At 25.2% G+C, this 26,926-nt stretch carries 26 protein-coding genes and 1 pseudogene; 2 read left to right on the plus strand and 25 right to left on the minus strand.

Features of this window, described 5'->3' with window-relative positions; all coding sequences use genetic code 11:
* Positions 1-32 precede the first annotated feature (32 nt).
* The 24 genes from EV215_RS06545 to EV215_RS06660 all read right to left on the minus strand — a co-directional run bounded on the left by EV215_RS06545 (position 33) and on the right by EV215_RS06660 (position 23,888).
* Positions 33-1,724 (minus strand): secretin GspD/PilQ domain-containing protein, encoded by a 1,692-nt coding sequence (locus EV215_RS06545; protein ID WP_134113196.1) that lies wholly within the window; start codon positions 1,722-1,724, stop codon positions 33-35.
* Positions 1,725-1,730: 6 nt separating this feature from the next.
* Complete coding sequence (locus tag EV215_RS06550; protein ID WP_134113197.1) at positions 1,731-2,156, minus strand: hypothetical protein; 426 nt, start codon at positions 2,154-2,156, stop codon at positions 1,731-1,733.
* The gene (locus EV215_RS06555) at positions 2,149-2,766 is read right to left on the minus strand and encodes a hypothetical protein (RefSeq protein ID WP_134113198.1); all 618 of its coding nucleotides are present in this window, start codon (positions 2,764-2,766) and stop codon (positions 2,149-2,151) included. The genes EV215_RS06550 and EV215_RS06555 overlap by 8 nt, the downstream gene beginning before the upstream one ends.
* 11 nt (positions 2,767-2,777) lie before the next feature.
* Complete coding sequence (locus EV215_RS06560; protein ID WP_134113199.1) at positions 2,778-3,344, minus strand: PilN domain-containing protein; 567 nt, start codon at positions 3,342-3,344, stop codon at positions 2,778-2,780.
* Positions 3,345-3,346: 2 nt separating this feature from the next.
* Entirely contained in the window at positions 3,347-4,393 is a 1,047-nt protein-coding gene (pilM, locus tag EV215_RS06565; protein ID WP_166667368.1) for a pilus assembly protein PilM, read from the minus strand.
* Positions 4,394-4,398: 5 nt separating this feature from the next.
* Positions 4,399-4,674: a late competence development ComFB family protein gene (locus tag EV215_RS06570; RefSeq protein ID WP_134113201.1), complete on the minus strand. Its 276-nt coding sequence runs from the start codon at positions 4,672-4,674 to the stop codon at positions 4,399-4,401.
* Positions 4,675-4,690: 16 nt separating this feature from the next.
* A complete protein-coding gene (locus EV215_RS06575; RefSeq protein ID WP_134113202.1) occupies positions 4,691-5,536 on the minus strand; it encodes a hypothetical protein in 846 nt (281 codons plus the stop codon).
* 9 nt (positions 5,537-5,545) lie between these two features.
* Complete coding sequence (locus EV215_RS06580) at positions 5,546-6,097, minus strand: prepilin-type N-terminal cleavage/methylation domain-containing protein (RefSeq protein WP_166667369.1); 552 nt, start codon at positions 6,095-6,097, stop codon at positions 5,546-5,548.
* Position 6,098: 1 nt separating this feature from the next.
* Complete coding sequence (locus tag EV215_RS06585) at positions 6,099-6,725, minus strand: type II secretion system protein (RefSeq protein WP_134113204.1); 627 nt, start codon at positions 6,723-6,725, stop codon at positions 6,099-6,101.
* Positions 6,726-7,167: 442 nt separating this feature from the next.
* Complete coding sequence (locus EV215_RS06590) at positions 7,168-7,896, minus strand: prepilin peptidase (RefSeq protein ID WP_134113205.1); 729 nt, start codon at positions 7,894-7,896, stop codon at positions 7,168-7,170.
* 15 nt (positions 7,897-7,911) lie between these two features.
* Entirely contained in the window at positions 7,912-8,388 is a 477-nt protein-coding gene (locus EV215_RS06595; protein ID WP_134113206.1) for a type II secretion system protein, read from the minus strand.
* Positions 8,389-8,446: 58 nt separating this feature from the next.
* Positions 8,447-8,878 (minus strand): type IV pilin protein, encoded by a 432-nt coding sequence (locus EV215_RS06600; protein WP_166667370.1) that lies wholly within the window; start codon positions 8,876-8,878, stop codon positions 8,447-8,449.
* A 365-nt stretch (positions 8,879-9,243) separates the two neighbouring features.
* Positions 9,244-9,960: a hypothetical protein gene (locus EV215_RS06605; protein WP_134113208.1), complete on the minus strand. Its 717-nt coding sequence runs from the start codon at positions 9,958-9,960 to the stop codon at positions 9,244-9,246.
* Between the two features lie 9 nt (positions 9,961-9,969).
* Entirely contained in the window at positions 9,970-10,728 is a 759-nt protein-coding gene (locus EV215_RS06610) for an ABC transporter permease (protein WP_134113209.1), read from the minus strand.
* A complete protein-coding gene (locus EV215_RS06615) occupies positions 10,718-11,470 on the minus strand; it encodes an ABC transporter ATP-binding protein (RefSeq protein ID WP_134113210.1) in 753 nt (250 codons plus the stop codon). Before EV215_RS06615 ends, EV215_RS06610 begins: the two co-directional genes overlap by 11 nt.
* Positions 11,471-11,487: 17 nt before the next feature.
* Positions 11,488-12,696, minus strand: coding sequence for a type II secretion system F family protein (locus tag EV215_RS06620; protein WP_134113211.1), 1,209 nt, complete (start codon positions 12,694-12,696; stop codon positions 11,488-11,490).
* Positions 12,697-12,710: 14 nt separating this feature from the next.
* Entirely contained in the window at positions 12,711-14,438 is a 1,728-nt protein-coding gene (gene pilB, locus EV215_RS06625) for a type IV-A pilus assembly ATPase PilB (protein ID WP_243832405.1), read from the minus strand.
* Between the two features lie 566 nt (positions 14,439-15,004).
* Positions 15,005-16,210, minus strand: coding sequence for an L-serine ammonia-lyase (locus EV215_RS06630; protein WP_134113212.1), 1,206 nt, complete (start codon positions 16,208-16,210; stop codon positions 15,005-15,007).
* 31 nt (positions 16,211-16,241) lie between these two features.
* The gene (gene msrA, locus EV215_RS06635; protein ID WP_208320355.1) at positions 16,242-16,784 is read right to left on the minus strand and encodes a peptide-methionine (S)-S-oxide reductase MsrA; all 543 of its coding nucleotides are present in this window, start codon (positions 16,782-16,784) and stop codon (positions 16,242-16,244) included.
* A gap of 176 nt (positions 16,785-16,960) precedes the next feature.
* A complete protein-coding gene (gene pheT / locus EV215_RS06640; protein WP_134113214.1) occupies positions 16,961-19,351 on the minus strand; it encodes a phenylalanine--tRNA ligase subunit beta in 2,391 nt (796 codons plus the stop codon).
* Between the two features lie 14 nt (positions 19,352-19,365).
* Positions 19,366-20,385 carry a phenylalanine--tRNA ligase subunit alpha gene (gene pheS, locus EV215_RS06645; RefSeq protein ID WP_134113215.1) on the minus strand — a complete coding sequence of 340 codons (1,020 nt, stop codon included), beginning with the start codon at positions 20,383-20,385 and terminating at the stop codon, positions 19,366-19,368.
* A gap of 32 nt (positions 20,386-20,417) precedes the next feature.
* A complete protein-coding gene (locus EV215_RS06650; protein ID WP_134113216.1) occupies positions 20,418-20,879 on the minus strand; it encodes a YfcE family phosphodiesterase in 462 nt (153 codons plus the stop codon).
* Positions 20,880-20,904: 25 nt separating this feature from the next.
* Entirely contained in the window at positions 20,905-21,681 is a 777-nt protein-coding gene (locus tag EV215_RS06655; protein ID WP_134113217.1) for a hypothetical protein, read from the minus strand.
* Between the two features lie 170 nt (positions 21,682-21,851).
* Positions 21,852-23,888 carry an alpha-amylase family glycosyl hydrolase gene (locus EV215_RS06660; protein ID WP_134113218.1) on the minus strand — a complete coding sequence of 679 codons (2,037 nt, stop codon included), beginning with the start codon at positions 23,886-23,888 and terminating at the stop codon, positions 21,852-21,854.
* Positions 23,889-24,132: 244 nt separating this feature from the next.
* Between EV215_RS06660 and EV215_RS06665 the strand changes: the two genes are divergently transcribed.
* Together EV215_RS06665 and EV215_RS06670 are read left to right on the plus strand one after the other, a co-directional pair.
* On the plus strand, positions 24,133-25,131 hold the full coding sequence (locus EV215_RS06665) for a LacI family DNA-binding transcriptional regulator (protein WP_134113219.1): 999 nt from the start codon (positions 24,133-24,135) through the stop codon (positions 25,129-25,131).
* A gap of 27 nt (positions 25,132-25,158) precedes the next feature.
* A complete protein-coding gene (locus EV215_RS06670; protein WP_134113220.1) occupies positions 25,159-26,283 on the plus strand; it encodes an ABC transporter ATP-binding protein in 1,125 nt (374 codons plus the stop codon).
* Positions 26,284-26,604: 321 nt separating this feature from the next.
* Here the strand turns inward: EV215_RS06670 and cas2 are convergent.
* Positions 26,605-26,823, minus strand: a pseudogene (gene cas2, locus EV215_RS06675) (CRISPR-associated endonuclease Cas2); the annotation flags it as partial.
* Positions 26,824-26,926: the final 103 nt, after the last annotated feature.

The following is a 26,926-nucleotide window of genomic DNA, read 5'->3' on the forward strand; positions in this document are numbered from 1 at the left end:
AGACTTAGAATTAAAAAATTCTAAGTCTTTTTTTATTTATAAATTTTTTGCTTTAATGTTGCTGTAGAGGTTTTAAATCCTTTAGTTTCTATATCATTATTTTTATTATCTTCATTTACTATTTCTGCTTTTATTTGTATAAATAAATCTCTTGTATTTTTTATTATACTTTCATATTTAAAGAATGTCCCAAATATCGGCATATCCCCTAATACAGGTACTTTATATATACTATTATTTACTGTTGTCTTTTTAAGTCCTCCAATAAATACTACTCCTCCATCTTCTAATGTAACTATAGACGTTAATTTATTTTTTTGTGCTGCTCCTAATGCATCTTCTTCTGTAGCATCTCCTAGGGTATTTGTCGATTTACTACTTAAAAAAGAACTAACTTCAGACGTGATTTCAAGTGTGATTTTATCTTTTTCTCCATCTCCATCTCTAATAATTGGTGTTACATTAAGTACTGTTCCAGCTTCTTTAAATAATGGTTCGGTTGTTGTATTTCCATCACTATCTGTACTACTTGTTGTTCCTACTTTTAATTCTGCTGATACATTAAGATTTGCTGTTTTTCCATTTAAAGTAACTACTGATGGCACAGCGTTTACACTAGCATCATCTGTTTGTTTTAACATATTTATTGTACTTGATATAACATTGTCTGTATTTCCTAAATATGATGTAAATGTAGCTATTGGATTTCCTGTAGCTACTGCTATTTGTCCTGTTATCCCACTTGAGACACTATCTTTATCTTGATAAGACCAATCAATTCCAAGCTCTTGAGTAAGAGTTCCTGTTATTTCTAAAATTTGTGCTGTTATCCTCACTTGTTTTATTGGCTTATCTAATTCTTTTATTAGATTTTTTGCAGTTTCTATATTTTCTGTACTACCTTTTAATATTATAAGATTTTGATCTTTTACAGATATCACTTCTAAGCTATTCTCATCAGTCATAGATGTAATAACTTGTTTTACTTCATCTGCAAAAGCATATTTTAAAGTAATTTTTTCTGTAAATCTTTCTCCGTTTTTATCTTTAATAATTCCAAGTTTTTTAGTATTTTCAGATGATGTAGATTTTTCAACTACTTCTATAAGACCTTTATTTTCTTTACTATCAACTGGATTTAAATATAAATTAATACTAAGTGTTTTCCCTTGTTCTATTTCTACTATATCTCCATTTGTTTCGTAGTTATTTGCTATACCTTTGATTATATACGTTCCTGGATTAATATTTTCAAATATATATGCCCCTCCGGCTTCACTTAAAACTTCTTTATATACATCATTATTTTTTATCAAAACTATTTTTGCACCTGTTATTCCTAGTTTATCTGTTGATAAAACTCTCCCCACTATTTGACCTGTGGTTTTTTCATCAGATTTTAATGTTTGTTCTAAAATAATTATATTATTTACTTCTTTTGCTTGTAAATTATTTGCCACCATTACAGCATCTAATATCTCTTTTAAATTTTGACCTTTTACAAAATAAAGGTCTATCATATTATCTTTTACTTTTGATTCTGCTACTATAGTTATCCCACTTGTTTTAGATATAATACTAAGAGCATCAGCTAATTTAACATTTTTAAAATCTAGTTCATTTGGATATATTACTCTTTCTAATCTATCCATCATTGCTCCTATTGATATATTGAAAATCACAATAAAAAGTATTAATAACTTAGCTAAATATTTTTTCTTCAAAAACCCTCACCGTCCCTCTTGTACATTTAATTTTAATATTTTTCCACTAGATATATCAGTTATTACAACACCTTTTTCATGTGGTTGTAAATAATATCTATAATCCCCTATTTTTATCGAGGTATTACCAAATATTACTTTTCTTTTTTCTATACCATCTTCAATATAATAAAGAATTCCACCCCACATATCTCCCTTTTTAATAATTGTATCTATTTTTTTAAATGTTGATGTTATTCTTCCAGTTGTTTGAATTATTCTTTGATTAATTTTTGTTTTATCTACTATTAATTCTTTGAAATAATTATTTTTTCCCTGAAATTTTTTTAACGATTCTTTATACACATCATCAGAAATATAATTATCTAAAGGATTTTTTGCAAAAGATACAAGATAAAATATGAAAAATATTATAAATACTAATCTATTCAAAATTTATCTCACCTTCTTCCTTGATAAAGTAAGCTCCTATTTTAAATTTCACTTGTACTTTATCATTATTAATTCTATTTATAAGTATACTACTTCCTTTTAAAGTTATTAAAAAATCAGAATTTTCTAAAAAATATAAAAATCTACTTATTTGTAAAATATCTCCTACAACAGTATAAGGAATATACTTTTTTGTATATCCTTTTTTATCTTCTCCAATTTCTATACTTCCTATCTCTATTATTTTTACTCCTATATATTCAGCAATATCATCTATCATTATTTTTAATCCTGTATTATCTTTTATTGTTGAATTTTTAAATTTTATCTCTAACTCTTTTAAATCTTTTTTTTGTGCTTCATATATTTCTAGTTGCTTATTATATTTCTTTTTTTCTTTTATATAAGTTGTCGTTATTTTTTGTAGATTTACTTCTACAGATTTTAATTCTTTTATCTTGCTTCTTATACTCAAAGAAGGCATTATAATCATTGGAACTAATAGAGCAATCAAAATAGCTATACTTAATATTATTATCGATATTTTTAATTGCTTTTCTGTAAAATCTGTATTTATTGAAAAATCTATATCCCTCCCAAAAATTTCCATCTATATCCCCCTTAATTTGAATTTAGTATAAGTTGATATTGAAATTCATTTACTTCATTATTTTTTATATTACTATATTTTATAAAATCTGCTTTAATAGTAGAAAATCTATTTGTACTTTTTAAATTTCTTTCAAATTTAAATATATTTTTTGCAGGATTAAGTTTTAATTGTTTATTTTTTATAGTTTTACCTGATAAAAATAAATTATTATTATCATACATTATACTATCTAGCCACATTCCACTTGGTATATTTTCTTGTAAAGTATAAAGTATCTCTGATACTCTTAAATTCTTTTGATTAAACACCTCTTCTATTATTTGAATATTACTTGTAAGGTCCGGTATTTCTTTCATTTTTTGTTTTACTTCTTTAATATTTTTTGTTATTTTTTTTATTTCTGCATTTTTATTGTTTATTATACTTTGTTTATTTTCAATTATTGAATTTAAATATAGATTTATACTAAAAAGTATTGTAAAAATAAGTAATATAACAAGTAAAATCATTCGTGAAATAGATTTTAACATTAGTTTTAACTTATATTCTTGTGTCAAAAAATTAATATCTATCATAACTATTTCACCTCTTCTATTATATTACCAAGTAACGCTATACATTTTGCTGTATCTATCTCTTCAAATTGTTCCATAATAATTTTACTATAACTAAAATCATCAATCTCTACTTCTAAGGATTTCTTTAATATGTTTCTAAAACCTTTAATTAGAGTTCCTCCACCTGTTATATATATTTTATCAAGCCCAGGTGTACTTTCATGACTTACATAAAATTCTATTGATACTTTTAATTGTTTTTCTAATTGACTGATAAGTTTTGCTAATTCTTGAAAAAGTTGCCTATCATTTTCATTTTCAATATCGTTATTATATTCATCTTTTGCAAGTTCTAAACTTTTTTTTATTCTTTCTGCTTCGATATAATCAATATTATAAATACGAGTAATAATATCATTTAGATCATTTCCACCAATAGCAATAATTCTCTGTAGTTTTATATCTCCACCTTTTTCAATAAAAAGCTTTGTAGCTTCTGCTCCTATGTCTACTACCATTATACTTTCTTCAGGTTCAATTTTATCTTTTTCTTTTTGAAATTGTAAAAAATTGTATAAAGATATAAAATCAGGTATTATTTTTACAATTGATAGTTTTGCAGCAGTCGCTATTTCTATTAAATTTTTTATTTTATCCTTATTTATTGTAATTGCTATTACTTCTTCGTTATCTCCTACAAAATTTAAAGATATAAATTCTGTTATAAAATCTTCTGGTATAAAATTTGGAATAAGTTCTTCTAACTCTCCTTCTATAATCGCCATTTTTTCTTTATCATCCACTAATGGAATACTTAAAAATTTCACAAAAAAATCTTGTACAGGTAATGAGATAACTACATTTTTATTTTTTAATTCTACTAATTCTACTAATTCTTTTAATCTATTAGTAAATTTATCATAATCCACTATATCCCCATTTAATATTGTTCCTTGTGATAATTCTAAAAGAGTCATTTTCTCTATTTTATTTTTTTTTAGTTTAAGCCCTTTAATTGCAGTGGTTCCTATATCTATAGCTCCATCTACTTTTGTTTTAAAAAACAAATTAATCACCCCTTATTTCTATTGCTTAAAACTCTTTCAAAAGCTTCAACTACTACTTTTAATATACTTACTTTCGTTTGTATATTTATTTCTCCTAACTTTGTAAATGTATAACCTTTTAATGTTGTAATATAATGTGCTGGTAATTTGTTTAATGAATATGCTTTTACATCTAATATATCTCTTTCTGATACATTTTTTCTTATATCTGGATTATTATTTAAAAAAGATTCTACTGCTTCATCAACCATTATTTCCATATAATTTTCTAATTTTGACATAATTTAATCCTCCTACCTATTTTTTTCTTTTTATTACCTCTATTTTATCAATGTTTTGAGAAATAATATTAATTTTATCCTTATCTATTGTTGTACTACTAGAATATCCCGCCAAGGTTTCTAGACTAATTGATTGATATACATTAATATCATAGATACTTTCCTCAACTATTTTTTTACCACTTTCTATTATTTCAGGAAATACCAAAGTTTTAATATATTTTACTTCAAAATCATAATTGTTTCCACTAGTAAAACTAGAAAAATCAGACATCCCATTAGGATAAGTAATATCTAATAATTTATATCCGCCTATACTTTGTTTTGTAGTACTTGGATCATACCATAATTTTACTACTTTATTTTCATAATTAGTCCAAGTTCTATTATCTACTTTTCCTGAAGTTTTGTTTTCTAAAATTATAATTGCTTGATCCGTACTATTAAAATCAACATTCCAATATGATGTAAAATAATCTATATAATTTCCTATTACTACTCCCGCTATAGCAGGTTCCGACGTTGTAGGTATGCTTGGAAAATATCCTAGTGAACTATAGTTTTCATATTTTGCTTTTTTACCAAAATAATCTTTTTTGCTTCCTGTAAATATAGTATTTGTATCATCATAAATATATCCCAATTTCACATATTTATCAGCTAAGTAAAGTTCATAATATCCTATACTTGAGCTTTCATCTATATAGCTTAAATGTTTCTGTCCTACTATTTTATATCCAGCTCTTTTACCTTTTTCTTCTGACATATAAAGTAAATTTAATGATATCGCCATAAAAAAAGACAAAAGTAAAATTACTAATATAAGGGCTGAACCATTTTTTTCTATTTTTTTATTATTCATAGTCCACCTCTAAAAATTAAAATCTATTCTTGTAACAGCAGAATCTCTTATAGTTCTTGTATAATCACCATTTTTAAGTTTTAAATATATTACAACTACATTTTTATCATATAAAAAATATCCATCTTCTACATTTGATAATATTGTATCTGAAGCTACTATACTTGAAGAAGATGTATCACTTTCCCCAACTTTAAGTTCATTTCCTACTATTTCAAATTTCACCCAATAAGGAATATATATACCTGATGAGTTTAAAACCGTTGTAGTCAAAACCAAAGCTGAAGAGGTTGTCCCTTCTATAGGTGTTATTATTGCTTTATTTCCATTGTAATTTTGAGATGAACGTACTACTTTTTTTATTATGTCAACTGTCTTACTCATTTCCAAATCCATATTATTTATCTCTTCTTGTCTTTTATGATTTTTACTAAACGATAAAGTAAATGGAATTATTAATGACAATATTATTGTAGTTATTGCTATCGCTAGTATTAACTCAACTAAAGAAAATCCATTCTTTTTTATATTGTTTTCATTTAAACAATTTTCTCGTTTCACCCTAATTCCCCCAATTTTCTATTGGTGATACTACAAAAGTAAGAAAATATTCTTTTTCTTTTCCTGTTATATTATTAGAATTAGCATCTCCTGTACCGATTATAACACTTCCATATATATATTCATCATATCCTGGATAAGTATCTTCTTCTTTATCTGTTAATGGATTATAATATTTATTACCCCCTTCTAATCCTACACCTTTTTTATCTAATCTTAAATATATAACAGTTTTTGAGAGATCAACACTTTTAGATGATAAAATAAATAAATGATCTATTCCAGAAGCTGTTGTAGTTAAATTAAAATCTGATTCAAAATTCTGATAACCACTAACACTAGTATCAATGATATATGCTGTAGATTCTAAACTATCTTTTTTAAATACATATTTCCCACTATATGTACCGCCATTATTATCTACAATGATTTTTAGATTATTATATCCTCTTGATTTTACATAATCTATCATAGTAAAAGCTAATCTACTTACTTCTTCATTTTGATCTGCTTTCTCTGACATTTTAAAGATTGAAGGGTATACGGAAAGAATAGGAAAAATAGCTATAGAAAATATAGCTAATGCAATTATTACTTCTAATAGTGAATACCCCTCTCTTCTCTTCATATTCTTGTTGTCAAAACCTTATAAACTTTATAAAACCTCTTTAACCCTCTGTTCAACATACCTTATTTTTACAAATGATACAATTTTTTTAAACTTAACTTTAAATTAATTAAGTATTATAACTTTAATCTTAGTAGTCACTTGATAAATAGTTATCATAAATATTAGATGATCTTCTATGAACTAATATAAGTATATTTTTTACGTTTTATAATGTTGCTGGTTTTGACAAACTTCCCCCCTCTTTATTTATTTCGTATTTCTAGATACTTTACGTTACAACTATATAATTTTTTCTAATTTTTTTAATATTTTATTAGCTGTTACTTTCTCTACAAGTATTGTTTATTCTATAAATTAAAAATAGAAGTATCTATTATCTAATGACAATTTTTTCTTTATGAATTTATACTTAATTCTTTATATATTTTTATTAGCTTTTTTATTTTAATATCATAATTATTGCTGCTAATACTAAAAATGGTCCAAAAGGTATCATATCCTTTCTTCCTTTTTGCTTTTTTATAAGTAAAATTACACTCACAATAGCTCCTATTACAAAACTAATAGTAAAAAATAAATGCAACTCAAAATAACCTCTATATCCAATAAAAGCACCTATTCCAGCTACTAATTCTAAATCTCCAAATCCTAAAATACTTTTATGAAGTATAGATTCGCCATACGCATAAATCATAAAAAATGGAAATAAATAAGTTGCTGCTCCTAAAAATGATTGTAATATTGTAATATCACTTATAAAGGCTAATGCAAACCCTAAAAATATTAATGAAAATGTTAATTTTTCTGGTAAATAATATGTTTGTAAGTCTATCATACCAAGTACTATAAGTATAGATACAAAAATAATATATTTTACAGTTAAAATAGTAAATCCATATTTAAAATACACTAATAAATACAATATCCCTGTAATTATTTCTATTACAGGGTAAATAAAAGATATTTTTATTTTACATACTCTACATCTTCCTCTTAATAGAAGATATGAAAAAACTGGTATATTATCATACCATTTTATTGGTTCTTTACAATTTGGACAATGAGACGGAGGGAAACTTACACTTGCCCCTCTAGGAATTCTATAAATACATACATTTAAAAAACTACCCACAATAAGTCCTAATAAAAATACATAAAATATTAGCAAAATTTGTTCCCCTCTCTAATACTCATTCCATTTTTTTCCTTTTGTATCTTTAAAATCGATACCACTACCCGTTGTCCCATCTATGTATAATTCTCCAACTATTGAATTATAATATAGCTCCGCTATATTTTTTTCACCACTAAAATCACCACGACCCACACTTTCTGTACCATCATCTTTTTTTACTGTTCCTGCTTTAAATTGTAATGATGTAACATTTCCAGAATTTATTCCAGTTGCCATTTGACTTTTTATATTATTAGATAAATAAGTAACTATATCTAGTATTGTGCTTGGTGGCTGAAAATCTGGATCATCAGTTTGATATATTGTTACACCACTTCTAAATGCTGATAGTACTGTTAATACTCTAGCATCTTTTGCTTTTTGTATTTGTTTTCCAAATTTTGGAACAGTAATAGATGATAATATAGCTATAATAGATACAACTATCATAAGTTCTATTAATGTGAATCCATTTTTTTTATTCATTATACCCTCACTATATTGTATCAAAAAGACGGTTTTACCGTCTTTTTGAATTTATATATTATAAATCTGACCAAGTTTTTCCTGATGTATTAGTTCCACTTGTAGTAATATTAATTGCTCCATCAGATGCACTTCCTTCATATTTAATAGTAATAGATGATGGTGAACCCGCTACTATATCTGCTTCAGTTACAGTACTTGATTCTGAAACAGTTGTTGTTGTTCCTTTTTCAAAAGTTTGATTTTGTGTTTGAGTGTCTACAGCCTCAGCTAAATCTCCAAAATCAGTAGCATAATCACCTTCATGATCAGTATAATAAAGTGTTGAAGCACTTCTCCAGTTACCTACTAAAGATAAGGCTTTTGCATCTTTTGCTTTTTGTATTTGTTTTCCAAATCTTGGTACCGCTACAGCTGATAGAATAGCTATTATTGCTACTACTATCATAAGTTCCACTAACGTAAATCCATTTTTTAATGTTTTTTTCATAAAATTCATCCTCCTTATATTTTATTTAACTTTAGCTTTATTTTTAAAGCTTATTAAAAACTTTTTATTTTTATAAATAACTATAATTTTAAAATCCATAAAAATTTTCTTTGAAAGTAAGTAATTATACAAATGTGAATAAATATTTTTTATAAATCAACAACTGAAATTTTTCTTGATTTTTTAAACTATAAATAAAATATTTTTTTCTCTAATATGTACCAATATATACTTTATATTTACTTAAATATAAACTCTTTTTGATATTGATTTCTTAATTATAAATATAGATATTTCCGAAAAACTCCTTTTATTATTCTATCATATTCTTTCTCAAATTTAAAGAATAATTTTATTTTTTTTATTCATTTTTTTATTTTGTATACTGTTTTGTATTCGTAAATTTTTCGTATTGCGTACTCTTTGTCTTTACTATTTCCGTATTTCAATATTATTTTCAAATAACGTTCTATTTTTGATAAAAGTATTTTACTGCTATTATCTTTATACCTCATTTCATACACTTTTATCAAGTATTTTATTAATTCTATATCATATCTTTCATTTAATATTTCATTTATTACTCTTTCTACTTTATCAAAATTATTTCCTTTTAACCCTCCTATTACTATTAAATATTTTCTTAATAATTCATTTTCTTTATTATATTCTACCCCTTTTACTAATATACTACTTGCCATATTATATTTTTTATATCTATTAATAAATGCTAAAATTGATGAACTAATATAATAATTTTGTAAAAAATATGGTGATAATTCTGCTATTTTTAGACTTGTTTCATATATTTTTTTCGTTTCTATCTCTACACTATTATTAAATGGCGTTCCTATTTCTAAGCTTTGTTTTATCCATAATAATGAAGTTGCTGCTTTTTTTATTCCAAATATTTTATATAAAAACACATCATAATTTTTTTCTTTAACACTTTTATCTTTAAAAATTTCTTTTTCTCTATTCTCTATAAAAATATTTGTTTTTACAAAAAATAACAAAATTATTATTATTAAAAAATATTTTGTAAAAAATTTATTTTGAATATTATTTTTTCTATTATACATATTTATCACCTATAATTTACGCTTATTAAATATAATTACTGATATTATAAGCACTAAAATTGTATAAAAAATAACATATAAAAAATCCATATAATCAAAAATATAATTATAATCCAAATTGTCTCTTAAATTTAAATAATGAAATTTTGGCATAATAAAATACAAAATTTTCATAATAGTTTTTATCAGTATATCTCCTGTTTTTTCCATTATATTTTTTATATCATAACTAGCATGTGCTATAAAATATATAAGAAAAGTAAATATATTCCCCGTAATATAAGAATCAGAAATTAAAGAAAATAATATCCCAATAGATATAAGAATAATAAATTTATACAAAATATATAAATACGATAAAAAATAAATTTTATTAAACATATAACCTTGAAATTTTAATACTAATGTTAATATTCCACCTAAAAAAAACTCATAACAAAATATAATTGATAATATACCTAAAAAAATTCCAAATACATATTCACTTCTATTTACAGGTTTTGTAAGTATTAAATATATTGATTTGTCTTTATGCGCTTTTATAATAATACTTGATGATAAAAATACAGTAATTAGAAGTAAAAAACTCTCAATAAAAAATAGTCCTATATCTTTTACCATTTCTAAGTTATTATCTATAGTTAATTCTTTTAATATACTAAATCCAAATAAAAGTATAATAGAAAAAACCAAAAAACCTATAGCTATTTTATTTGATAAATTTTCTTTTGCTGTATATTTTGCTATTACTAGACTTTTATTTTTCATTACTATCACCTTTTATTTTTTCTATAAAATATTCTTCTAAATTTTGAATTTTATCTTTTTTTATATTAATTTCCTCTACTATTTTACCTTTATTTATTATAATTATTCTTTCACCTATTTTTTCTATATCATCTAAAATATGTGTATTTAAAAATACAGTAGTTCCTTTTTCTTTCAACTCTTTTATTATATCTATTACTTTTTTTCTAGCTATTGGATCAAGCCCAGACATTGGTTCATCCCAAAACAATAATTTTGGTTTATTCATTAGTGATTGTGCAAGTCCTACTTTTTGAAGCATTCCTTTAGAAAACTCTTCTAGTCGTTTATTTTTGTATTGTTTTATATCAAATCTATCTAATACTTCATCTATTCTATATTTTAATTCACTTCCAGCTAACTCATATAAATAACCATAAAAATTCATTATATCTATAAGTTTTAAATCTTTTGGATAATAAGATATTTCAGGCAGATATCCAATATATTTTTTATTTTTGTTTATAAGCATGTTTTCGCCAAATATTTCTATTTTTCCACTATCATACTCTAAAAGTCCTAATATACATTTTAAAAGTGTTGTTTTTCCTGCACCGTTTAACCCTATTATTGAAAATATCTCACCTTCATTTACAGAAAATGAGATATCTTTTATTCCAAGACTATATTTTTTCCCTTTTAAATTTTTAAATATATCTTTTTCTTTATATATTTTAGTAAGATTTTCTACTTTTAGTATCATTTTAACCTCCTAGATTTTTATCCTACTAAATCACTTATTTGTGTAAGTGGTAAAAATAAACCTATTACTATACTTCCAACGAATACTGCCATTACTAATATTGCTAAAGGTTCTAATGCTGCTAATGCTTGTTGAATAGTTTCATTTACTTCTACATCCTGAAAATCTGACACTTTAGCTAGCATATCTATAAGTGTTCCACTTTCTTCTCCTACTTCTATCATTTGAGTAACCATTATAGGAAATTCTCCGCTTTCTTTTAATGGTTTTGCTAATGTATTTCCTTCTCTTATACTTATTTTAGACTTTTCTATAACCTTAGATATAACAGTATTTCCTGACGTATCACCTGCTATTTCAAATGCAGTTAATATATTTACTCCACTTTCAAGAAGAGTAGACATAGTTCTTGTAAATCTTGAAACTGCTACTTTTCTATTCAATGGTCCAAAAATTGGTAATTTTAATATAAATTTATGGAAATTATATTTTCCTTTCTCTGTAGATATATATTTATATATTAAAAATAATCCTACTCCTGTTAACCCTAATATAATTATCCAATTTTTAGCAAAAAAATCACTTACATTAAATATAAATTGTGTAAAACTAGGTAAATCTTTTCCAAATTGATCAAACATCATCTTAAATCTAGGTACAACAAACGACATAAGTCCAAATACTATTATAATTGATATTAATATTACTATTATAGGATAAGTCATCGCTCCTTTTACTTTTCCTTTTATCTCTTCAGACTCTTCCATACTTTTTGCAAGTCTTTTTAATACTGTTTCTAATGATCCTGATGCTTCTCCAGCTTTTACCATATTTACATATAATTTATCAAATTGATTTGGATATTTTGCAATAGATGTTGATAAATCTACACCACTGTTTAAATCTCTTACTACTCCTTCTAATATTTCTTTAAACTTTATATTTTCATTTTGTTCTGTCAAAATACTAATAGTTCTAAGAAGTGGTATCCCTGCATCAAGCATTGTTGCAAGTTGTCTAGTAAAAAGAACTATTTCTTTTCTTTTTATTGTACTAAATATACTATTTTTTTTTCTTTTTTTCCCACCTTTTTTTATAGGTACTGCTTTTACTAAGTTTATTCCCTCTTTTTTTAATTTTTTTCGAAGTTCAGATATGCTGTTAGCCTCTCTCTCACCTCTATATTTTTTACCCTTTTTGTCTATACCTTGATAACTATACCGCAACCTTTATTCCCCCTTTAGATAAGTGTAACTCTAAGTACTTCTTCTAATGTTGTTTCACCTTTTAAAGCTTTTTCTAAAGCTCTTTTACGAAGTGTTTTCATTCCATTTCTTTTTGCTGTTTCTCTAATCTCTTTTGTAGATGCTCTAGCAGATATAAGATCTCTAAGATCATCATCAAGTACCATTATTTCATGTAACCCAACTCTTCCTTTATATCCTGTACCATTACATTTACTACAACCTTCTCCATAATAAAATGGTATATTTTTATATTCTTCGTAATCTAAATTTATACTTAAAAACATTTCTTTATTATATGTTTTTTCTGTTTTACAATGTGGACATATTTTTCTAGCTAATCTCTGTGCTGTAACTGCAAGTAAACTAGATGATATCATAAATGGCTCTATTCCCATATTTAAAAGTCTATTAATTGTACTTGGTGCATCATTGGTATGTAACGTTGATAAAAGTAAATGCCCTGTAAGCGCTGCTTTTATTGATATTTCTGCTGTTTCTCTATCTCTTATCTCTCCCACCATTATTACATCGGGATCTTGACGAAGAAATGAACGTAATGCTGTAGCAAAATCTAACCCTATTTCTTGTCTACAATGTACTTGATTTATTCCTTCTATCTCATATTCTACTGGATCTTCTGCAGTAGAAATATTTATATCCCCACTATTTACTTCCATAAGCGCTGAATATAGTGTAGTTGATTTTCCACTTCCAGTTGGTCCTGTTACTAAAAACATTCCATATGGTTTTTTTAATACTGAACGTATTCTCCTCAAATCTTCTTCATCATATCCTAATAAATCTAAATCTAATTTTTGTGCTCCTTTATCAAGTATCCTCATTACAACTTTTTCTCCACTGATTATAGGTAATGTTGAAATTCTAAAATCTATATTTCTTCCATTTGCTCTTATTCTAAATCTTCCATCTTGTGGAAGCCTTTTTTCCGCTATATCAAGATCCGACATTATTTTTATCCTTGATACTACTGCATTATATGCTGATTTTGGAAAGCTATTTAATTCTATCAATACTCCATCTACCCTACATCTTACTCTTACCGTTTTACTATAAGGTTCTATATGGATATCACTTGCTCCTATTTTTACAGCCTTTCCTATTATGGCATTTACCACTCTTATTACTGGTGCGCTTTCTGATGACAATCCACTTTCTAATTCTTCTACTTCATTTGCAAACTCTTTATCTTCATCTGTCATATGTTCTAATTCAGATAATATACTGTCAACATCTTCATTTGTTTGATTATTTTTTCTTGTTTCATATTCTATTATTATCTCTTGGATATTTCGTTTTAATGCTAATATAGGTTTTATTACTTCTTTTGTTCTCATCTGTACTTCGTCTACTAAAAATACATTAGTCGGATCTGCAAATGCCACTAAAAGTTTATTTCCTTCTTTCCTAATAGGAATAACTGAATTATCATGCATAAATTCAGAAGGCAATTTTTCCATTAACTCTTCATCTATATCACTATAATTAATAATTATACTCCCAACACCAATATGCTCTGATAAAATCGGTAAAAGTTGATCTGCTCTAATATGTCCTAAATTTATTAGTGTTTCTCCTAATTTTTCTTTTACTTTCTTTTGTTCGATAAGTGCTATTTGAAGTTGCTCTTCCGTTATAAGCCCTTCTTGAATAAGCTTATCACCTATCATTAGTTGTCTTCTTACAATAACCATAGAATACACTGTTGCCAAAACCTTATAAAACTCTATAAATTTCTTTACTTTGCTATTTAATATATTTCATTTAGACTACTTTATTAATTTTACTATAATTAGATACTTTTTTCTATAGATACTCTTATTGCTTTGATTTTTATTATTTTAATAATTACTTGATTTAAATAATCATTTCTAATATTATATAATTTTCTATAAAGTAATCTACTTTGTGTTTTGAGTTTTATGATATTACAAGTTTTGACGAACTTCCTCCCTTCTTTACTTAATTTAAATTTTCTTGATATTTTACGTTTCAATCTATGCAATTTTTTAGAATTTTTATTACTTTACAAAGATTAAATTATAAACAAATCTTGCAGTTCTTAGTAAATTTCTATAGTTGTTACTCTTATTTTAAACCTGGTATAATTTTATTTTTTTAATGTTGTCATCTTTTAATAATTCCTTAATTATTTTCTTAATGTTTGATAAATTTTTCCTATTGATTTAAAAAAATTTTATTTAGTTTTTTTATCTCTTTATTTATAATAAGTAATATTTATTTTTAATATATCACTTTCTCTTTTAAATTACAATTTTTTATTTAATTTAAATTTTGCAAGTCCACCTATAGATGTTTCTTTATATTCATTTTTCAAATCTATTCCCGTTTCTTTCATTGTTATTACCACTTCATCAAAGCTTACTCTATGGCTTCCATCAGTAAATAATGTATACTCTGCTGAATTTATAGCTCTAATTGCTGCTACAGCGTTTCTTTCTATACATGGTACTTGAACATAACCACCTACTGGATCACACGTCATTCCTAAATGATGTTCCATTGCCATTTCTGCTGCATAATCAATTTGTTTATTATTTCCTCCCATAATATACGTTGTCATTGCTGCTGCCATAGAGCATGCAGATCCTACTTCTCCTTGACATCCTACTTCTGCTCCAGATATAGATGCATTTTTTTTAATAAGATTTCCTATAAGTCCACCTACTGCTAATGCTTTTGTTATTTCTTCAACGGTAAGAGCATACTCTTCTTTTAATGAACGAAGTACTGCTGGTATAACTCCAGATGAACCACATGTTGGGCCCGTTACAACTAGTCCTCCCATTGCATTTTCTTCTGACACAGCAAGAGCGTATGCAAATGTAAGTCCTGTCGATTTCATTCTACCTCTTTGCATTCTTGATTTTTTATAAAACATCGATGCTTTTTTAGGATATTTTAATTCTCCTGGAAGTACTCCTCCTTTTTGTATTCCTCTCTCAATTGCTTCATTCATTATATTCCATATTTTTTCAAGATATTCAAATATATCATCATCTTCTCTTTCAGCTACATATTCCCATAATTCTTTATTATTTTCTTCACACCAATTAATAATATCTTCTAATTTATCGTATTCATAAATAGATTTCTCATCTATTTTTTCACCTTTTGATACTATTGTGCCTCCACCTACACTATATACTTCAAAGTTATCAATTAATTCATTTTCTTTATTATACGCTTCAAAACACATTCCATTTGTATGAAATTCTTTTACTATCTCTGGTTTAAAAATAACTTCTGTTTTATCTTCTCCTAATGTTTTCTTTATTATCCAATCTGTTAAATGTCCTTTTCCTGTAGCTGCTAAACTACCATATAAATATACTATAAATTTTTTTGCTTCTTGATTTTTTTCTAAAAATAATTTTGCTGCTTTCTGTGGTCCCATAGTATGACTACTTGACGGTCCATTTCCTATTTTATAAATCTCTTTTATACTTTCCACTTTTACACCTCTTTATTTTTGTTTATATATATTAACTTAGATATAATTTAATAAAAACAAGTAAGAAAAAAGTAATCAAAATTACTGTTATTCTAAAAGTTCTATGTAAAAATCGTTTTTTCTTATATATTTTCACTTTATAATTTTGATGATATTCTTCTGCAGGATAAAAGTCATTCGCTTTTGATATTTTTGTTACTATTTTTTTAGAATATAATTTTATATCTTCTATATACCTGATAAACTCGTTAGCTTCTTTTTTTTGATTTTCGTTAGTATAAAAGATCTCGCTTCTATACCTAGTACCATTATCTTTTCCTTGCTTATTTAAACTCGTTGGATCATGCATTTTAAAAAATTCTTCTAATAATTCCCTATAAGTTACTATATTTTCATCATAGATAACTTTTACTGTCTCTGCATGTCCTGTATTATCTGTATATACTTCTTTATAAGTAGGATTTTTTACATGCCCTCCCATAAAACCTACCTCAGTGTCTATTACTCCTTTTATTCGTTGAAATTCATATTCTATTCCCCAAAAACATCCTCCTGCAAAATATGCTATCTCCATATTTAATTTCTCCTTATTTTTTATCTATAATTTAATGTCTTACTTAATATATATTTTATCATATTTTTTCTTTAACTAAAATATTTTTAAAATTATTTATTAAAGTCATATATTAACTCAAATAAATTATTAAAACTATATAAAATAAAAAAAGAGTCTAAAAATAGACTCTTTTTTTATTTACTTCTTAATTCTCCATTATGTTTTTTCTTAACAATTCCTAATATTTTTTCTATAGTTTTATTTATTGTATCTTCTTCTAAAGTTCCTTTTTTATCTCTAAGTACAATATTTATTGCTACTGATTTTTTACCAGTTTCTATTTTTTCACCTTCATATACATCGAAAAGTTCTACTTTTTCAATTAAATTTGATGATTTTTCTATATCTTTTAACATATTTCCTACTAATACACTATTATCTACTACAATTGCCAAATCTCTTTGTACTGCTGGATATTTTACTATACCTTCATATTTTATTTTATCTTTACCATACTTTAATATTTTTTCAAGATCTAGCTCTCCTACATAGGCTCTCTCTCTTTTTATATCCATTTTTTCAGCAAAATCAGGATGTATTTCTCCAAATGTACCAACTAAATCTCTTCCTACCATAATATCTGCACTTCTTCCTGGGTGATACATCGAGTTATTACTTCTTATTAATTGATAAGATTTCATTCCAAAACTTTCAAGTATTGATTCTACATAGGCTTTTATATCATAAAAATCATAAGATTTTGGTTTTATATCCCATATATTTCTATCTTTAGATCCTGCAAGAGCTATTGCTATTTTAGGTATTTCAATTGCTAATTTCTCATCTTTTTCAAATGTTTTAGCTATTTCAAATATTTTTAAATCATTAATATTTCTATTAAGATTATCTCTAATATTTAAAAGTAAGGAATAAATTAAAGTCGGTCTCATTATAGCAAAATCTTCTACAATAGGATTTTTTAATTTCACACAATTATTTATATCAAATCCCATAAAACTAATTATTTCTTCTGGAATAAAACTATAATTAATTACTTCTTGTAGTCCTGAACTTACTAAATAATTTTTAGCTCTATCTATAGCTTCTGTTTCTTTATAAACAGTTCCACTTTTTACAGTTTCATTAGGTAATTTATCTTCTATATTTTCAAACCCATACATTCTTATAATTTCTTCAAATAAATCTGCTTCTCTTGTAATGTCTCCTCTATATGAAGGTGGAATGATTGTTATTATATTATCTCTACTTTCAACAATTTGAAAATTAAGTCCAATAAATATTTTACCTATATCTTCTATACTTATTTCTTTTCCTACAAATTTATTTAATCTCTCTATATTTAATGTTACTTCTTTTTCTTGATATTTTTCGAAATATTTATCAATAACACCTTCTACTACATCTCCATTTGCTATTTCAGATATTAATGATGCTACTCTATTTGCTACTACTGTAGCATTTTCTATATCTACTCCTCTTTCAAATCTATAAGATGCATCTGTAGAAAGAACTAATCTTTTTGATGTTTGTCTAATTAATACAGGATTAAAATAAGCTACTTCAATTACTACATTTTTTGTATTTTCATCAATTTCACTATTTTTTGCTCCCATTACTCCCGCTATTGCTATAGCTTTTTGATTATCTGCTATTACAATATCTTTTTGACTTAGATTTCTTTCTTCTCCATCAAGAGTTATTATTTTTTCTCCTTCATTTGCTTTTCTTACAATAATTTCTCCATTATTTATTTTATTATAATCAAATGCATGTATTGGTTGATTATATTCCATCATTACATAATTTGTTATATCTACAACATTATTTATAGGCTTAATTCCTATTGCTTTTAATTTTGTTTGTAACCATTTTGGTGACTCTTTTATTTCTACATTTTTTATAATTCTAGCTACATATCTTTTACATCCTTCTTTATCATCTATAGTAACTTTTAAATTACTATCTATATTTTCTGATAAAGTTGTAAAATTCGCTGTAGGATATTTTACTTTTCTATTATAATAAGCTGCTATCTCTCTTGCTATTCCTAAATGAGATAAACAATCTGGTCTATTTGGTGTAATTTCTAATTCAAACACTACATCATCTAATTCTAAATAATCTTTTAACGGAGTACCAATTTTTGCATCTTCTGATAAAATCATAATTCCTTCATGAGACTCTCCTATTCCGAGCTCTTTTTCAGAACAAAGCATTCCATGCGATTCTACTCCTCTAATTTTAGTTTTTTTGATTTTAAAATCTCCTGGAAGTATAGCGCCTATTTTAGCTACTGCTACTTTATCTAAATTTTTATGATTTGTCGCTCCACAAATAATTTGTACTACTTCATCTCCTGTATCTACTTTTAATAAAGTTAGTTTATCAGAATCAGGATGTTTTCCATACTCTATAATTTGACCTACTACAACATTTTCTAAATTTTTTCCTTGTTCTTCAATAGCTTCTACTTCTTGACCTATCATAGTCAGAGCGTGTTCTAATTCATTTATATTTTCTTTTATTTCTATATAATCTTTTAACCATTTTAAAGAAATTAGCATATCAATCCTCCGTATTATTTTTTAAACTGTTTTAAAAATCTCATATCATTATCATAAAATGCTCTAAGGTCATCTATTCCATGTCTAAGCATTGCTATTCTTTCTATTCCCATACCAAATGCAAATCCAGATACTTCCTTGGGATCATATCCGCCCTCTTTTAGCACTTCAGGATCTACCATTCCACATCCCATTATTTCAAGCCATCCTGTATGCTTACAAAGTCTACATCCTTTACCTTTACATATTACACACTCTACATCCATCTCTGCTGATGGTTCTGTAAATGGAAAAAAATGTGGTCTAAATCTTACATTAGTATCTCCAAATACTTTTTTTACAAATTCTGTAAGTATAGCTTTTAAATTTGCAAATGATATATTTTCTCCTATCATTAATCCTTCTATCTGATGAAACATAGGAGTATGAGATACATCATAATCTGATCTATATACTCTACCTGTTGCTATCATTCTAAATGGTGGTTTATGCTCTTTCATATATCTAATTTGTACTGGTGATGTATGTGTTCTAAGTACTACATCATCAGCTATATAAAATGTATCTTGTAAGTCTCTTGATGAATGAGTTTCAGGAATATTTAATGCATCAAAGTTATAATATGTATCTTCAACTTCTGGTCCATCAGCTATATCAAATCCCATTTCTGTAAATATTCTTTTTAATAAGTTTTGTGTTTCTGTTACAGGATGATATCCACCTTTTCCTATTTTTCTACTAGGTAATGTTATATCAATAAACTCATTTTCTATTCTTTCTAATTTTTCTTTTTCTGATAATTCTTTTAATCTTACTTCTAATAATTTTGTTATATCTGATTTTATCTCATTTACAAGTTTACCAATAACAGGTCTTTCATCATTAGATAATGATTTCATCCCTTTCATTATGTCTGTTATTTTTCCTTTTTTCCCTAAAAGCTGTACTCTAATATCATCAAGTTCTTTACTTGATTCTACTTTTTTTATAAGCTCTTCTGCTTCTTTTCTTAATTCTAATAGCTTATCTTTCATTTTGCCTCCTAAAAATTTTTGCTCTATATAAATTATAATTTTTTATGTATAAATTCTATTTTTTCATCTTCTAATAAAAGTATTCCATATTCTCCATTTATTGCTGCACCTGGATTAAAATAATGAATATCCTTTAACTTTTCATAATAAGCTCTATGTGTATGACCAAATATCACTATATCGTATCCTTTATTTTCAGATTCTTTTTGTATTATATCATAATTTTTCTTTACTGCAAAAAGATGTCCATGAGTTATAAGGAATTTTTTATTTAATAGTTCTATTTCTATAATTTCTTTTGTATGAAAATCAAAAAAATCACAGTTACCTTTTACTATATAAAAATCTTCTTCTCTATCTACTGCAAAACTTAATTCTTTTCCATCTTTAGCATAATCACCAGCAAAAATAACTTTATCTGGATTTTCTTTATTATAAATACTATATATATTTTCAAAATGTGAATGACTATCACTAAGTATTAATATTTTCATTTACTACTCCTAATTTTTTTAATTTTTAAAATAAAAATATAGGTTTATTTATTTTTTCAATTATTTTTACTCCTATTTTCCCTGTAAGTTTTTCTAAAATAAACGAATATCTAAGGTTTCCTATAACTAATATATCTGCTTCGTATGCATAATCTTTTAATATTTCTACTTCATTCCCTATTTCTTCTTTATAGTTTATCTTTTTATCTATTTTATTTAAATATATATTCAAATCTTTCTTCGATTCAGTTTCACTGTTTATACTTAATGCTGTGAATTCTTTTATATCATCAAATAATTTTATAAATTCAAAAAATGATTTATTTATATTCAAACCATTGTCATCAGCTATTAAAATTTTTTCAAAATTATAATGTGCTAATTTAGGTACTGCAATTATAGGTTTATAATGAAGTTTAAATATATTCTTTATTTCATTTTTTAAGTATATTTCTTTTGCAAAAATAAGAAGGTCATGCAATTTCATCTCTTCTAACAATTCATCAGAAGCGTTTCCTTCTTTTGTATAAAATTCTCCTTCTATTTTATTTAAAAATTTTTCTTTTATCTGCTTTTCATGTTTTTGTTCAAGCTCATTCCACTCTGATAATATATAATTATTTGTACTGTCTATTACTAATCCTTCTACCATTGGTGGTATTACATCATACTTACTTATATCTTTTACATAAATTCCTGTTATTTCAATATTTTTATATTTTTTCTTTAATACTTCCATAAAACTTAGTAAATAATCTACCTCTTCCTCTGATGAAAAATATACAAGTACTCTATTTAACATTTTTATCACCCTCTTTTTTTGATTTTCACCCTCTACTTTTATATACCCTTTATATTCAAATATCCTTTATTCTTTTGATTATTTTAGCACATTAATTAAATAAATAAAAGAATGTTTTTGCTATTATTTGCTAAAACATTCTTTTAAATATGTTTTTATATTTTTATTTTCTATTTTGCAAGAACTACTGATGTATGTGCTGGTATTCTCACTTCACCATCTTTAACAATTACTTTACTATTTTCTATATGCTCTATACCCGCTTTTTCTCCATCTAATATAATTTTTGTATTTTTGTCTATAAACATATTTTTTATAATTAATTCATCTTTTTTTACATTATGAACAACCAATAGATATTTAAAATTAGTTTCATCAATATTATCTTTTTCTAAAGTATTATTAATAATAAATGCAATATATTTATTATTGTCTATAGACATATCTTTGTCAATAAATCTCACTGCTTTTTGAATATTTTCTGTATATTGATATCTAAATCCTTTTATAGCTCTTTTCATTTTTATAAGTCCACAATAATACTCATATACTTTTTTAAAATCTTTATCATTTTTTCTATTCCATCTATACATATTTACAAAATCTGATGAAGCATATGTATTTTCATGAAAATGTTTTATTCCTAAAGTATCTTCTATTTCAATAATATTTTCTGAAGTATGGGCTCTATTTGATTCTGGGTCATCTTTTGCAAGTGGTTTTGTTCGAGCTATTTCTACTCCTCCATGTATAATAATCTTTCCTTGAGATGTAAATAACATCACACTTGCTTGCTTTAATATTTTTATTTTTTCTTCTTTACTGCCTTTAAATGATAGATTTATCTTATCCCATAAAGTAAAACCATCATGAATAGATAAATATTGCAATACTTCATTTGGAGAATGTGCAAATCTATTGTAAATATCTTTATTAATATCTACATCCTTACCGCCATTATCAAAATAAATCAAATTTGCTATTATCCCTGTTCTACATATAGAGGCGAGAGAATAATCTCCTTGAACAAAGCCTTTATTTTCCATTCTTCCTGCATAAGCATCTCTTGTTGTATCATTAAACATTGCTAAATCTATCCCAAGAGGGTAATATTCTGGAAAACCTTTTATTGGTGCTTCTTTTACATCTAAGTCCGTAAAATTCCATGCTTCTCCGTGTAATATAATATTATCTCCTAACGCTCTTCTTATTTCTCTTATTGTTTTAGTATCAATAAATCCCATTAAATCAAATCTAAATCCATCTACACCATATTCATCTACAAAAAATTTTAGTGAATCAATAATTAATTTTCTTACCATTTCATTTCTTGTTTCAAGCGATGGTCCTGCTCCTGATTTTAATGATATATTTTTTTCTTTATCATATCTATAATATTTTCCTGGTGCTATATTTTCAAATATATCATAACCGTAAGTATGATTATATACTACATCTATTATCACACCTATTCCATTTTCATGTAATTTTTTTACTAAATATCTAAATTCTCTTATCCTAGTATATGGATCTTTTTCATCAGTTGATAACCATCCCTCTAATGTAAAATAATTATGCGGATCATATCCCCAATTATAGTATTTTCCTCCTCTATCTCTAAAATCTCTATCTCCTTCATTTACAGTATAATAATTTTGAATAGGCAAAAATTGAACATGTGTAATACCTAATTTCTTTAAATGTTCTATTCCTTCTGTATAGTTTGCAAATCCTAAAAAAGTTCCTTTTCCTTCTACATTAGTATTAATAGTAAAATCTCTTACATGTACTTCGTAAGCTATAAGTTCTAAACTATTTTTTAGATTATTCATCCCTATACTTCTGTCTTTTTCACCTGCTTTTTCACTCTCCATATCTATTATTGCTGCTTTACCTATTTTATCCTCTAAATGAGGATTAAATCCTGCCATTGATTTAGCATATGGATCAAGTCCTCTTCTTTTTTCTCCATTTTGAAGTTCTATCTCATATTGATAAAAATATCCATCAAAAGTAGAAACTTTCATTTTGCTATTTTCTAAATAAAATTCCCAATACTCTCCATTTTTATTCATATAAAAGCTATTTAACTCTTTATTTGAATCATTTTTATCATAAATATAAACTTTACACCTTTTTATATCTGGTGACCATAAATAAAAAAATACTCCATTTCTATCTAATGTAGCTCCTAATTTCTTATACATTTTACCATCTCCTATTTTTATTTTTCTTCTCTCTAAAAAAGAGTATACTATAATTTTATTTTTTTGAAAATGTTTTAATTAAAAAAATTATATAACCAAAAAAATATTTTCAATATAAAACCTAAACGTTCTATAATTGAAATTTTAATCTTTTTTTTAAACTTTTATTGACTTTTTGATATTTTTTATATATACTAATAATGTAGATTTAGTAAAACGTTTTACCAAAGTTGGTGATAATGATTTGAAAAAAATTACAATTAAAGATATTGCTAAATTAGCTGGAGTATCTCCTTCTACTGTTTCTAATGTTATTAATGGAGTTAGTAAATGTTCTACAGATACTCGAGATAATATTTTAGCTTTAATCGAAGAATTAAACTATAAACCAAATATTACTGCAAAATCTTTAGTGACAAAACGTTCAAAACTTATTGGTTTTGTGTTTAAGCAAGATAATGAAAATTCATTTTTACAAAATCTTTTGTATGGAATACAAAGTGGAATTAAAAATTTTCCAGAATATGATATTATTACTACAAATATAAATAATAGTTATAATTTAGAAGAATGGATAACAAAACGAAATCTAGATGGTATTATATTTTTAGGAATGTTTTCTAGTAATTTAATATCAAAAATTCAAAGATTAAATATTCCAATTCTTCTTATTGATAATTATTTTGAACAAATACCTAATATAAATTATGTCTATTCTGAAGATACACTTGGTGGTTATTTAGCTACAGAACATTTAATTAAAAAAAAATGTAAACATATAGCTCTTGCTACAGGTTCTTTAAAAGAAAATGAACTCTTTTTTAGAAGATATCTTGGTTATAAAAGTGCTTTAGAAGACTATGGTATAAAATTAGATGGAAATTTAATATTTGAAAGTAAACATATTGATTTTAATTCTGGAAAAATATTAGGTGAGCTAATAACTCAAAATAAAAATATCGATGGCATCGTTTCTTTAGCAGATATTTTAGCAATTGGTATAATAAAAAGACTCAATAAAGAATATAATAAAATACCAGATGATATTTTAATAATTGGATTTGATAATATCCCTGGTTGTGAATACACTACACCACAACTTTCTACTATAGATCAAGGAATATATGAAAAAGGTTATAAATCAATAAATATATTAATAAATAAAATAGAAAATAATAATAAAGATTCAATAGAAGTACAAATCCCAATCAAAATTATTGAGAGGGAAAGTACGAAAAAATAATAAATTTAAAAAGAGGAGTTGATTACTTTGGCTGGAGTAATTTTAAAAAAAGTTGAAAAAACATATCCTAATGGTTTTAAAGCTGTTCATGGAATTGATTTAGAAATTAAAGATGGAGAATTTATGGTATTTGTTGGTCCATCTGGATGTGCAAAATCTACTACACTTAGAATGATTGCTGGATTAGAAGAAATAACTGGAGGAGAAATTTGGATAGGAGATAAATTAGTAAATGATTTACCTCCAAAAGATAGAGGAATAGCAATGGTTTTCCAAAACTATGCATTATATCCACATATGAATGTATATGATAACATGGCGTTTGGATTAAAACTTGCTAAAGTTCCTAAAGATGAAATAGATAAAAGAGTTAAAGAAGCAGCTGAAATGCTTGAGTTAACTGATTTATTAGATAGAAAACCAAAAGAAATGTCTGGAGGACAAAGACAAAGGGTTGCAGTTGGAAGAGCTATTGTTAGATATCCGGAAGTATTCTTATTTGATGAACCATTATCAAACCTTGATGCAAAATTAAGAGTACATATGAGAGTTCAAATTACTCAATTACATCATCAATTAAAAGAAATGGGAAAAACTGCTACAATGATTTATGTAACACATGATCAAGTAGAAGCTATGACAATGGGAGATAGAATATGTGTTCTTGAATTTGGTAGAATTAAACAAGTTGATACTCCATTAAATCTTTATAATAAACCAAAAAATAAATTTGTTGCTGGATTTATCGGATCACCTGCAATGAATTTATTAGAAGCTACTTTAACTGAAAAAGATGGAAAAATATATGTAGATGTTGCTGGTACAGAATTCTTATTACCTAAAGAAAAAGCTGAAAAAGTAAAATCACATGTTGGTAAAAAAGTATGGTTTGGTATTAGACCTGAAAATATCTTAAATAAAATTACTAATCCTAATGAAACAGCTAACTATGCTAAAGGAAAAATATCTGTTGTTGAACAAATGGGTAATGAAGTATTCTCTTATTTTTCAATTAATGGTGTTCAATATACTTCAAGAATTCCTTCTGATAAATCAGGAGAAATTGGTAATGGTATAGAATACGATTATTGGTTTGAAATGGATAGATGTCATATATTTGACTATGAATCAGAAGAAAATATCAGTTTATAATATAGTAAATAAAAAGACAGCATATAATGCTGTCTTTTTATTTATATTAATATCTAGAAACATTTATCATGAATAATTAAAATTTCCAAAAATAATTTTAAAATAGGGAAAAGCTGCCATGATAGCAGCTTTTTGTGTGGGTAATTGGTTGGGTGTGGTTAAAAGGTATTCAATTAGTCAGTTAAATTAAAAAATATAACTTTCTAACAATTTGTTCTTCTATAGGATTCAATTCCTATTTCCAGACAAAAATATTCTATCATATTTATTCATAAATTACAAGCTTTTATTTTCTATTATAAAATGATTTTATCAAAATTTTTAAATTATTATAAATTTTTCTTCATAAAAACTTCCCTTATCTAAACCTATCGTTACTATATTTTTTCTACAATTTTTACATAATGAATATACTCGAATACTATCCTCTTTTTTATCAATCTCATTACTTACTTCTCTTTTTAATTTTATTATTTCTTCTTTACTTAGTTCTGATTCAAATACACTATATTGCACTCTAATACCATAACGTTCTAAACATTTAACTAATTTTTAAAAAATATATAAATTTTAATAATTTAAATAAAAATATCACTTTTTTACTTTAATTTTATTTTACCTTAATAATTTTCTTAAATCAAAT

Origin of the sequence: Hypnocyclicus thermotrophus (assembly GCF_004365575.1) — a bacterium.
In the GTDB taxonomy this organism is placed as follows: Bacteria; Fusobacteriota; Fusobacteriia; order Fusobacteriales; family Fusobacteriaceae; genus Hypnocyclicus; species Hypnocyclicus thermotrophus.